The sequence below is a fragment of the Mesorhizobium ciceri biovar biserrulae genome (assembly GCF_001618845.1).
Classification (GTDB): Bacteria; Pseudomonadota; Alphaproteobacteria; order Rhizobiales; family Rhizobiaceae; genus Mesorhizobium; species Mesorhizobium ciceri.
The window spans coordinates 1544468-1556292 of record NZ_CP015064.1 but is presented as its reverse complement, the minus strand read 5'-3'; the positions used below and the strand labels follow the sequence as shown (position 1 = coordinate 1556292).

General features: G+C 63.7%; 8 protein-coding genes. 1 reads left to right on the top strand and 7 read right to left on the bottom strand.

Features of this window, described 5'->3' with window-relative positions:
- Position 1: 1 nt before the first annotated feature.
- The 5 genes from pbfA to A4R29_RS06825 form a co-directional block, all read right to left on the bottom strand.
- A complete protein-coding gene (gene pbfA / locus A4R29_RS06845; RefSeq protein WP_027163929.1) occupies positions 2-1360 on the bottom strand; it encodes a (R)-1-hydroxy-2-aminoethylphosphonate ammonia-lyase in 1359 nt (452 codons plus the stop codon).
- A gap of 72 nt (positions 1361-1432) precedes the next feature.
- Positions 1433-2890 (bottom strand): phosphonoacetaldehyde dehydrogenase, encoded by a 1458-nt coding sequence (phnY, locus tag A4R29_RS06840; protein ID WP_027163930.1) that lies wholly within the window; start codon positions 2888-2890, stop codon positions 1433-1435.
- Positions 2891-3110: 220 nt separating this feature from the next.
- Positions 3111-4370: a phosphonoacetate hydrolase gene (gene phnA, locus A4R29_RS06835; protein WP_027163931.1), complete on the bottom strand. Its 1260-nt coding sequence runs from the start codon at positions 4368-4370 to the stop codon at positions 3111-3113.
- Between the two features lie 24 nt (positions 4371-4394).
- Positions 4395-5594: a 2-aminoethylphosphonate--pyruvate transaminase gene (locus A4R29_RS06830; protein ID WP_027163932.1), complete on the bottom strand. Its 1200-nt coding sequence runs from the start codon at positions 5592-5594 to the stop codon at positions 4395-4397.
- A 125-nt stretch (positions 5595-5719) separates the two neighbouring features.
- Complete coding sequence (locus A4R29_RS06825) at positions 5720-7420, bottom strand: Na/Pi cotransporter family protein (protein ID WP_027163933.1); 1701 nt, start codon at positions 7418-7420, stop codon at positions 5720-5722.
- A 155-nt stretch (positions 7421-7575) separates the two neighbouring features.
- Between A4R29_RS06825 and A4R29_RS06820 the strand changes: the two genes are divergently transcribed.
- Positions 7576-8445: a LysR substrate-binding domain-containing protein gene (locus A4R29_RS06820; RefSeq protein ID WP_013533042.1), complete on the top strand. Its 870-nt coding sequence runs from the start codon at positions 7576-7578 to the stop codon at positions 8443-8445.
- On the opposite strand, the gene A4R29_RS06815 is transcribed toward A4R29_RS06820, so the two are convergent.
- Positions 8442-10919: a GcvT family protein gene (locus A4R29_RS06815; protein WP_063171546.1), complete on the bottom strand. Its 2478-nt coding sequence runs from the start codon at positions 10917-10919 to the stop codon at positions 8442-8444. The two genes, A4R29_RS06820 and A4R29_RS06815, sit on opposite strands and share 4 nt — an antisense overlap.
- A gap of 77 nt (positions 10920-10996) precedes the next feature.
- On the bottom strand, positions 10997-11791 hold the full coding sequence (locus A4R29_RS06810; protein WP_063171545.1) for a DeoR/GlpR family DNA-binding transcription regulator: 795 nt from the start codon (positions 11789-11791) through the stop codon (positions 10997-10999).
- Between the last annotated feature and the right edge of the window lie 34 nt (positions 11792-11825).

Sequence of the window (11825 nt, the reverse complement as noted above, 5' to 3'; positions counted from 1 at the left end):
GTCAGGCCGCCAGCACCGTGCGCTCGACGATGTCGAGCGCGCCGTCGAGGTCGGTTTTCGAAATGACCAGCGGCGGCGACAGCGTCAACACGTTGCCTTGGCTGATCTTGAAGCTCAGCCCCTGTTCAAGGCAAGCATAGAAGACGCGCTCGGCGAGATCGCGTGCCGGCTGGCGCGTATCGCGATCCTCGACGAGCTCGACGCCGACCATCAGTCCCCTGCCCCTGACGTCGCCGACATGGGGCGAGCGCGCCATCAGGTGCTGCATGCGCCCTAGCATGTGCCGACCGAGTTCGGCCGCGCGCTCGACCAGCCCTTCCTCCAGGATGATGTCGATCGTCGTCAATGCGGCGCGGGTCGTCACCGGGTTCTTCTCGTGGGTGTAGTGGCCGATCGCGAAGCCACCGGTGACGTCGAGATCGCGGCGCGCGATGATGGCGGCGATCGGCAGGACGCCGCCGCCGAGCGACTTGCCGAGGACGACGATGTCAGGCGTCACATCATCATGCTCGTGCGCGAAGAATTTGCCGGTCTTGCCAAGGCCGGTCGGGATCTCGTCGAAGATCAAGAGCGTGCCGTGCCGGTCGCAGGCCTCGCGCACCCGCTTCCAGAAGCCCGGCGGCGGCGGGTTTGGCGTCGCCCGCATCGGTTCGGCGACGACCGCCGCCACGTCCTGCTCGCGGCCAAGGACGTAGGCAATCATGTTGGCGCAGGCGAGGCCCGATGCTTCCAGGGAATCGTGGCCATAGGGGCAGCGATAGCCGTCCCAAGGCGCGACGTGCTCGGTGCCGGTCATCATCGGGCCTGATATGTGCGAGCGGAAGGTCGCCTCGCCACCAACGCTTGCTGCGCCGAAGCCGGCGCCATGGAACGCATCCCAGAACGACACCGTCTTGAAGCGGCCGGTCGCGGCGCGGGCGATCTTCAGCGCGACCTCGATGGCGTCCGAGCCGCCGGTGGTGAACAGCACTTTGCCGAGATTGCCGGGCGCCAATGCCGCCAGCTTCTCGGCCAGTTCGACGGCGGGCTCACAGGTGAAGCGGCGCGGCGCAAAGCAGAGCTCATCGAGCTGCTTCTTGATGGCGGCCACAAGCCTCGGGTGGCCATAGCCGAGGTGATGGACGCTGTTGCCGTGGAAATCCATGAAGCGGCGACCGGCGGTGTCCTCGATCCAGATGCCTTGCGCCTTGGCGATCGTCGACAAACAGGGGCTGGACAGGCTCTGGTGCATGAAGGCGGCCGCGTCGCGATCGAGCAGGCCGCGGATCCGCGGATCGCCCTGCCCGGCATCCCAGCGACCGCGAGCCGCTGTGGTGTTGGAATCGCCTTCGGTGTGCACAAGTTCAGATATCGCGGCCATCATGGTCTCCGAAATGCGAATGAGGGAGCGGCGAACGCTCCCTCGATTGTTCTATCCGTCTATGCCGTCCGGTCAGGACCAGGGCAGCGAAAATGTCTTCACATTGGTGTAGCTCTTCATCGCTTCGATGACGCCTTCCTTGTAGCCATTGCCCGAATCCTTGATGCCGCCGAAGGGCGACATCTCGATGCGATAGCCCGGCACTTCCCAGATGTTGACGGTGCCGACCTGAAGGCCGGCGATGTATTTCTGCATGCGCGGAAAAGAGTTGGTGCAGACGCCCGACGACAGGCCGAAGGCGGTCGAGTTGGAGAGCGCAATCAACGCCTCGTCATCGTCCGGCGCACGCACGATCGGGATGATCGGCCCGAAGGTTTCTTCCATGACCAGCTCGGATGTATGCGGCACGCGATCGACGACGATTGGCGGCAGCAACGCGCCCTGACGACCCGGATTGTAGAGGATGTCGGCGCCTTGCTCGGCAGCCATGTGGACGCGGGCTTCGAACAGCGCCGCCGCCTTCTCGTGCACGACGGTGCCAAGGTCGGTCGCGCGGTCCATCGGATCGCCGAAGCGGATCTTCTTCGCCCGCTCCAGCACCAGCGGCACGAAGCGGTCGGCGACACTTTCCTGGACGAGGATGCGCTTGACCGCGGTGCAGCGCTGGCCGGAGTTTTTTGTCGCTCCGGCCACTGCCAAGTCCGCCGCCTTTGCCAGATCCTCGTCCGATAGATCGTTGAGAATGATCAGCGGGTCGTTGCCGCCGAGCTCCAGCACCTGGCGCTTGTAGCCGGCGGTGCGGGCGATCATCTTGCCGACCGGCACGCCGCCGGTGAAGGTGATCAGGTCGATGTTGTCGTTGGTGATCATCTCGTTGCCGATATCGGCCGGCCAGCCGGTCACCACCGACAGCATTTCAGGCGGCAAACCGGCTTCATAGAGAATGTCGGCCAAGAGAAGCGCCGTCATCGGCGTCAGTTCGGTCGGCTTGACCACCACGCAATTGTTGGTGGCGATCGCCGGCGCCACCTTGTGCGAGACCATGTTGAGCGGATGATTGAACGGCGTGATCGCCGAGATCGCCTTCAACGGCTCGCGGGTGGTGAAGATCTTGCGCGCCTTGCCGTGCGGGGTGAGGTCGCAGGAGAAGATCTGGCCGTCATCCTGGATGCACATCTGTGCCGACAGCGTGAACACGTCATAGGCGCGGCCGACCTCATAGAGCGAGTCCGTCTTGGAGATGCCGAGCTCGAGCGTGATGAGATCGGAGATTTCTTCGCGGCGCGAGGCCAGCGCTTGCGCCGTGCGAAACAGGATCTGCTGGCGCTCGTAGCGGGTCAGCTTCGATTTGTAGCCGGCGGCGATCTCGAACGCCTGGCGGGCGTGATCGGCGCGGCCGGCCGGAACGGTGCCGATGACGGTGTCGTTCCAGGGGTAGCGCACCTCGACGACGCCGTCGGCATCGACTCGTCTGCCGGCGATGCGCATCGGCTCGTGGCGAACTTTGATGGCGGGGTCGAGCTTGGTCATGGGTTCTGCTCCAGCAGATTCTTGTTGCGCGGAGGATCGACCCCCACTCCGGCCCTTCGGGCCACCTCTCCCCCGATCGACGGGGGAGAGGAAATCAGGCGAGGTCAGTGCCTCAACGTTTCCAGGCTAAGCCGCGGCTAACCCTGGCGCCTTTCCTCTCCCCCGTCGATCGGGGGAGAGGTGCCGAGCGTAGCGAGGCGGAGTGGGGGTCGACATTGGCTCAGCCCGCCAGCGCCGCCGCCATCGTCGCGTAATAGAAGGCATCGAAATTGCGCAGCGTCGGCTCGTTCGGCAATTCCGGCAGCACGCGGTTGACGATGAACGGCACCTCCTGCTCGGTCAGCCCGCCATGCGACCGTAGCGGTTCGTTCAGAGCCGCCAGGTCATGGCGATGTTCCGAAGTGCCGATCGTCTTGTTCTCGGTCGAGATCAGCACGATGTCGCCGATGCGATCGGCCGGCAGTTCGAAGCGCTCGCAGGCGGTCGGGCTGTCGACGACCAGCATGATGCCGTCGATCTTGGCCAGCCTGGCCATGATATCGGCCTGGTCGGCGCCATCAGGCAGATAGGCGGTGGCGAAGGAACCCAGCGCGCCATGATGCACGACATAGGGGTCGGTGATCGGCAGGATGACGCGGGCGGCGTCCTTGCCCAGCCAGTCGTCGAGAATATCCTGGACATAGACCACGTCGGGCGAGCCGTCGGCCTTGTGCTTCGGTTTCATGCCATGGTCGGCGGTGACGACGATGGCAGCACCCAGCGCATCGAGGTCGGTCAGGTACTTGTCGAACATTTCGTAGAAGGCATTGGCCTGCGGCACGCCGGGCGCATATTTGTGCTGCACATAGTCGGTGGTCGTCAGATACATGATGTCGGGGCGGAATTCCTTCAGCAGCTGGACGCCGGCGGCGAAGACGAATTCCGACAGCTCTGCCGAATAGACCTCCGGCACCGGCAGCCCGAAATGCTTCGAGGCATTGTCGATGCCGTGCTCGGCCTTGCTGGTGGTGTCGGATTTTTCAGCCGAGAAGCACAGCGCGCGGCCTTCATCGAAGGCAAGGCCCTTGCCAAGCAAGGCACGCAGCTTGTCCTTGGCGGTGACCACGGCGACCTTGGCGCCGGCATCGTAGAAGGCCTGGAAGATGGTCGACGCGCGCAGGAAGCGCGGGTCGTTCATCATCACTTCCTTGCCGGTCTCGCGCTCATAGAGATAGTTGCCGCAGATGCCATGCACCGACGGCGGCCGGCCGGTGGCGATCGACAGATTGTTGGGGTTGGTGAAGCTCGGAATGACAGAGTGCGCAAAGCGCACCGTGCCCTTCTGCTTGATCCTGACCAGAGCCGGCATCAGCCCGGCCTTTATCGCTTCGTCGAGATAGGCCGGCTCGCAGCCGTCAAGGCAGATGGCGATCGCCGGCACGCGCGGCCAGGCATAGGTGCGGCCGTTGACCGACACGGTGACAGGAGACATCTGGTTCATCTGATATCCTCGAAGTCGGCCGCTTCAGGCGGCGAGTTTGGCGCGTTCGGCAAGTGCCGCGGCGGGTGGGGCGGCGGTGTCGACGCCCATTTCATGAAGCGAGAACGCTGCCGCCTCGACGACGCGGCGCATGACATGTTCGTCCATCTGGCCGATGCAGCCGACGCGGAACGAATCCACGGCGGTCAGCTTGCCCGGATAGATGATGAAGCCCTTGTCCTTCATCAGGTCGTAGAAACGGTCGAACGCGAAACTGGCATGAGCCGGGTTGAAGAAGGTGACGATGATCGGCGACAGCCAGCGATCCCGGAGCAGTGTCTCGAAACCGAGGTCGCGCATGCCGGCCACCATGACGTCGCGGTTCCTCGTATAGCGGGCGCCACGGCCGGCGACGCCGCCTTCGGCCTCATGCTGGCGCAGTGCTTCGAGGAAGGCGGCCACGACATGCGTCGGCGGCGTGTAGCGCCACTGGCCGGTCTTGTTCAGGTGCGCCCACTGAGCGTGGACATCGAGCGACAGCGAATGGCTCCTGCCTTTGGCGGCGTCCAGTTCGCTCTTGCGGGCGATGATGAAGCCAAAACCCGGAACGCCCTCGATGCACTTGTTGGCGGACGAGACCATCGCCTCATAGCGGATTTCGTTGACGTCGAGCGCCACGGCGCCGAACGCACTCATGGAATCGACCAGCAGCTTGCGACCCTTGGCATGGACGGCTTCGGCAATTTCAGCGACCGGGTTGAGGATGCCGGAACTGGTCTCGCAATGGATGGCGATGACATGGGTGATATCAGGGTCGGCCGCGAGGGCCGCTGCCACCTCGTCGCCGCGCGGGGGCAGATAGTCGCCCTTGTCGATCAGCGTATAGGCGCGGCCGAGATACTGCATGGTCTGCGCGGCGCGCAGGCCGTAGGCGCCGTTGGCCAGCACAAGAACCTTGCCGTCCCTGGGCACGAACGACCCCAGCATCGCTTCGACGCAGAAAGAACCGCTGCCTTGCATCGGCACGCAGTCGAACTCATCGTTCCTGTCCCCGGTCAGCGCCAGCAGCCGGCGACGCATATCCGATGTCATGGCGCGGAAGTCGCCGTCCCACGATCCCCAGTCGCGCAACATCGCCTGCTTGACCGAATAGGCCGTGGTGAGCGGCCCCGGGGTCAGAAGATACGGCTCGCCCAGCGCCGGGCTGGCCAGCGGCTCCGCGGCAAATTTCGTCTCGGCGAGCATGTTGTCCTCCGCTCGATCTGCGTTCGATGTGGCCTTATTCTTGGCCTGAATGATCTATTTGTAAAATCGTTATTTTGTATCGATGTATCGATTTTAGTAATGACCTGCCGGGCGGGAATCCGTCCTCAGGCCAGTGCAGGAGCCCTCACTTCCGCAGCCCCTCTCGCCAGCCGGCTTTCCAGCAGATCACCGCTCTGCGTCAGCAAGGGATAAGCGACCGAGGCCATCAGCGAGTTGATCTCCTTCAGCGCCCGCACGGCCTCCAGGTGGATGTCGCTGGTGTCGATGCTCTGCGGCATTCCCGATTGCAGGCGCTTGAGGTGACGGTCGTGGCTCGTGCGTTCCAGTCTGCGCATCCGCTCCTTCTCGACGACGAGTTGCCGCGCCGAATCGAGATCGCTCGACACCAGCACATTGAGTGCAAGCTGCATGTTGGCCATGACACGGTTGTGAAGCCCGGCCAGTTCGCTCCAGCCGTCGCGTGAGAAGCGCAGGTTCTTGTCACGCAGCTCCTGGGTGAGCACGAGCAGGTTCTTGGCGACGATGTCGCCGGCGCGTTCGAGATTGATGGCGAAGTCGGTGAGCTCGATGCCGCGCTGCGCTTCGGCCACGCTCATGCTGCCGCGATTGACTTCGGCAATGTAGAGCTTGATTTCGGTATGGGCGCGGTTGACCTCCTCATCGAGTTTTTGGGCCTGGCGTATCTGGTCGCCGGTGCCGGCGTCGAAGAAATCCATCACTGGGCGCAGCATCACCTCGACGACTTCGCCCATGCGCAGCAGCTCGCGGGTCGCACTGGCTAGCGCAAGACCGGGTGTGCGCATGACGGTGCGGTCGAGCGCGCTGGTTCGGCGCGACATCAGGTCTCCACCCTCTCCGGCCTTTGCCACCGGCCTGTCTGCGATCAACAAGGCGACCAGCCGCTCCATCATGCCGGTGAACGGCAAGCAGCAGATGACCAGCACCAGATTGAAGGCAAGGTGCAGGTTGACCAGCTGGCGGCCTTCGGTTGCGCCGAACAGATGCGCCGGGAAGGTCACGGCCTGAAGCGCGAACAAAGCCGCCAGCGCCGCCGTGCCGCGAAAGATCAGATTGCCGAGCGGGATACGGCGCGCCTCGACGGCTTCGCCGCGCGTCAGCCAAACCGCGATCAGCGCGCCGCCGCAATTGGCGCCGAGGATGAAGAACAGACCGACCTCGACCGGCAAGACGCCTTGCGCGGCAAGCGTGACGAACAGCAGGATCGCCGCGACGCTGGAGTGGATCAGCCATGTGAACAGGGCAGCGGCGGCAAAGGCGGTGAAATAGTCCGCGCGCAGATAGGAGATCACCAGTGGCAGCAAGGTGCTCTGCCGCATCGGTGCGGTCGCCTCGCCGATCATATGCAGCGACAACAGGACGAAGGCGACCCCCATCAGGATTCGCCCGCTATGCCTGATGCCAGCCACTTCGAACTTCAGGGCCATCGCGCCGCCGACCAGGATCAGCGCCGGCACAAGCCAGCTGAGGTCGAACGACAGCACCTGCACGACCAGGGCGGAACCGAGATCGGCGCCCAGCAGGATCGCCAGCCCGGCCGACACCGAAACCATGCCGCTGGCGGCAAACCCGGCCGCCAGGATAGCGACGGCGGTCGAGCTCTGCAGCAGCACGGCAAGCACGGTGCCGACGCCGGCCGATTTGATCCGCTCACCCCGGGCTTGCCTCAGGGCATCACGCAAAGCGGGCCCGCAGGCCCGCTCGACACCCGTGCGCACCATATGCACGGCCCAGAGCAGCAGCATGACCGCACCCGCCAGATGCAGCAGGATGATGGAAAATTGCATGGCGACGCCTCCGGTGCCAACGGCCGGCAGGGATGTCGACCCATGCTCAGGCTGAGGGTCGGCAAAACATAAGTCAAATCGTTCCTTTCGATCTTTTCCTAAGCAACCCTTATGATAAGATGTCGGTGATTTCAGAAGTGTCGGAGGCACGGGAGATGCGCTACGTCCAGTTGCGAGCCTTTCACCAGGTGGCCATCTGCGGTGGCTTTTCTCGCGCCGCCGAGGCGCTCTTCCTGACCCAGCCGGCGATCTCGGACCAGGTGCGCAAGCTCGAGGAAGAGTATGATGTGCTGCTGTTCAACCGGAACAAGAAGCAGGTCACGCTGACCCATTCGGGCCAGAAATTGCTCGAAATAACCCACCGCATGTTCGATACCGAGCAACAGGCGCTCGAACTCCTGACGGAGTCCCGCGCCCTGCGTTCCGGCACGCTGCGCATCGTCGCCGATGCCGCACATCATCTGCTTCACATTCTCGGCAGCTTCCGGGCCCGCTATCCCGGCGTGCAGGTTTCGGTGCGCGCCGGCAACACCGAGACGGTGATCAGCAGCCTCTACAGCTACGATGCCGATATCGGCGTGCTGGGCGAGGTGCCGACGGGGCGCGATTTCGAGGTGCTGAAACTCAACTCGACGCCGATCATCGCGTTTGCATCCGTCGACCACCCGCTGGCCGCGAAAAAGTCGCTCACCCTCAAGCAGCTCGCGCAGGAATCACTGGTCATGCGCGAGCGTGGATCGAAGACGCGTCAGAAACTCGAAGATCTCGCAGCCGCCTCGAAAATCGAATTGAGGCCGGCGATCGAAGCCGAGGGCCGCGAAGCCGTCCGCGAGATCGTCGCCTCGGGCGCCGGCATCGGCTTTGTCTCGGCGGCCGAATTCGGCCAGGATTCGCGGCTGGTGCCGATCACCATCGATGCTCCCGAGACCCTGATGGACGAGGCGTTGATCTGCCTGCGTGAACGCAGCGGCGGCAAACTGGTGCGGGCTTTCCTGGATATGGCGCGCTCGATGTCGGCGGATTAAGCGGCGGCCCTGATCTCCACCGCATCAGCCTTCACCCGCTCCGACTTCGGATCGTAGGGGCTGCGCAGATGTGCTGTCGCGGCATGGCGAACGCCGGCAAGGTCGATCTCGAAACGACCACCGGTGAGAAATGCAGCGTCGACGCCCGCCTCGTTCTCGATCAGGCCGAGCGCCACCGAGCGGCCAAGCGTGTGGCCGTAGGCGGCCGAGCGGACTTCGCCGACCGGCTTGCCGTCGCGCAGGATCAGTTCGCCGCCCCACAGCATCGGCTCGGCATCATCGAGCGTGAACAGCACGATGCGTCTTGCCGGTGCTGCCGATGGCTTCGTCTCAACCAGCGCGTCGCGGCCGATAAAGTCACCTGGCTTGTCCATCGCCACGGCGAAGCCAAGCCCGGCCTGCCAGGGGTCGATATCAGGCGTCAACTCCCTGCCCCAGGCGCGAAAACCCTTTTCGATGCGCAAGGCATCGAGCGCGTAGTAACCGGCGTCCAGCAGACCGAATTCACGGCCCGCCTCATGCAACGCCTCATAGACGCCGACGGCGAATTCTGTCGGCACGATCAGTTCCCAGCCCAGTTCGCCGACATAGGTCATACGGTTGGCATAGGCGGTGGCATAGCCGATATCGATCTCGCGGATGGTGGCGAAGGGAAAGCCGGCGTTGGAAAGATCGGCCGAGGAGAGTTTGCCCAGCAGATCGCGTGATCGCGGTCCCATCAACGCCAGCACCGCGTAGGACGAGGTGACGTCGGTCACGATTGCATGCGCGTCGGACGGAATGTTTTTGACGATCCAGTCGGCATCGTGGACAGCTTGTGCGGACCCGGTGACGATGAGGAATTTCTCCGCGCCGAGCCGCATAACGGTGAGATCGGTCTCATAGCCACCGCGTGCATTGAGCACGCCCGTGTAAACAGACGTACCGTCCGGTACGTCTGTATTTCCGGCGCAGATCCAGTTGAGCACGGCGCAGGCATCGCGGCCCTGCACGAGGAGCTTGGCGAAAGAGGTCTGGTCGAAGATGGCGACGGCTTCGCGTGTCGCCTTCATTTCGCGCTTGACCGCCTCGTGCCAGTTCTGGCGGCCGAAGGCATAGTCGTTCTCGGTCTTCTCTCCCGGTGCCGCGAACCAGTTGGCCCGCTCCCAGCCCATCTTGGAACCGAAGCAGGCGCCCTTGGCGGCGAGCCGGTCGTAGAGCGGCGAGCGGCGGAACGGCCGCGCCGTGTCCAGTTCACGGTTCGGCCACGGCATGGCGTAATGCAAGCCGAGCGTTTCCTTGACACGGTCATGCAGCCAGCGCGGATTGTTGTTGAAGGAGGCGAAACGCCTGATGTCGACCGGCCACAAATCCATGGTCGGCGCGCTGTTGACGATCCATTCCGCCAGCGCCCTGCCCGCGCCGCCGGCGCTGGCGATGCCCATGGAGTTGAAGCCGGCGCCGACATAGAAATTCTTCAGTTCCGGCGCCTCGCCGAGGAGAAAATTGTTGTCCGGCGTGAAGCTTTCGGGACCGTTGTAGAATTTCTTGACCTCGGCCTCGGCCAATTGCGGCACGCGGACCAGCGCGTTTTCCATCAAAATCTCGAACTGATCCCAATCGTCCGGCAACAGCGCGAACTCGAAATTTTCGGGAATGCCATTCATGCCCCACGGCTTGGCGTGCGGCTCAAAGCCACCCATGACCAGGCCGCCGACCTCTTCCTTGAAATAGATGAACCCGTCGGGGTCGCGCATGACCGGCAGGTCCGGATGCACGCCCTCGATCCTGCCGGTAACGATGTACATGTGCTCGGCCGAATGCAGCGGCACCGAGACGCCGCACATCAGCCCGACCTTGCGCGCCCACTGGCCGGCGCAATTGACGACGATCTCGGCGGCAATGTTGCCGCGGTCCGTCTCGACACCGCAGGCGACGCCGTTCTTCACGCTGATGCCGGTGACCTTGACCTGCTCGAAAATTTTCGCGCCGCGATTGCGCGCACCCTTGGCCAGCGATTGCGTGAGATCGGTCGGATTGGCCTTGCCGTCGCCCGGCAGCCAGACGGCTCCGACCAGATCGTCGGTCGCCATGACCGGCCATAGATCGGCCGCCTCCTTCGGCGAAATCACGTCGATCTCGACGCCTTGGGCGCGAGCCGATGCGGCCGTGCGCTTCAGCACCGTCATGCGGTCGGCGGTCCGCGCCACCGATAGCGAGCCGCAATTCTTCCAACCGGTGGCGAGCCCGGTCTCGGCCTCCAGCTCGCCATAGAGCTGCGTGGAGTATTTGATCAGGCTGGTCATGTTGGAATGACTGCGCAACTGGCCGACAAGCCCTGCGGCGTGCCAGGTGGTGCCACCGCTGAGTTGCCCCTGTTCGAGCAGCACGACATCGGTCCAACCGAGCTTCGTCAGATGATACGCGACCGAGCAGCCAATGATACCGCCGCCGACGATGACGACGCGCGCTTGCGTAGGGAATTCGTTTGCCATGGGACATCCTGCCGTTTTGACACCGGTTGGATCATAGCAGCCGAATTCCAAATATCAACACAAAATACCACAAAATATCACATCAAAGAGGCAACCATCAGCTCAGGCCCTTTGCGCGCAAGCGCTTCAGCGATGTCAGCCTGCGGTTTCGCGTCGACGATCACGCCGGCGGCGCGTTGAAAATTCGGAATCCTGAGCGGCGTCAGCTTTGCGAACTTGCTGCTGTCGAGAACGAAGTAGGTTTTGGCGGCAAGCGCGATCATGCGGCTGCGCTGTTCGGCGCCGGCGCGGGTGAAATCGGTCACCTCGCCGTCGGGCGACAGCGCGCCACCACCGAGGAAGGCGATGTCGACGCGAAAGCGCGACATAGCTTCGAGCATGTCGATTCCGGAGGCCGCTTCCTCGCCTGGATCGACTTCGCCACCCAGCACATGCACGCGCATGCCTGAGACGTGGCACAGCAGAAGCGCGATCTTCAGGCTCGCCGTGCAGATGGTGAGATCGCGCAGGTCGGCCATGGCTTGTGCGACGGCCAATGTGGTGGTGCCGGAATCGAGGAACACCACCATGCCGTCCTTTACAAGACCGGCAGCCAGCCTGCCGATCGCGGCCTTGCCTCCGGCATTTTCGTGGCTGCGCAAGCTCATTGCCGGTTCGCTCGGCTCGAAGCGGGCGGCGCCGCCATGGACGATGCCGAGCCGTCCCTTATCCGACAGCAGCTTCAAATCACGGCGGATGGTTTCGCGCGAGACATCGAAGAACCCGGCCAGTTCGGCGACACTGACAGACCCCTGGGCGCCCAGCCGCCGCAGGATCTCTTCGTGGCGACGTGGAGCAAGGGCGCGCGCCGGCAGGCTGCTGTCGGGGGACATGATGATCCTCGGATCGAGTAGCGATGTTGCAATA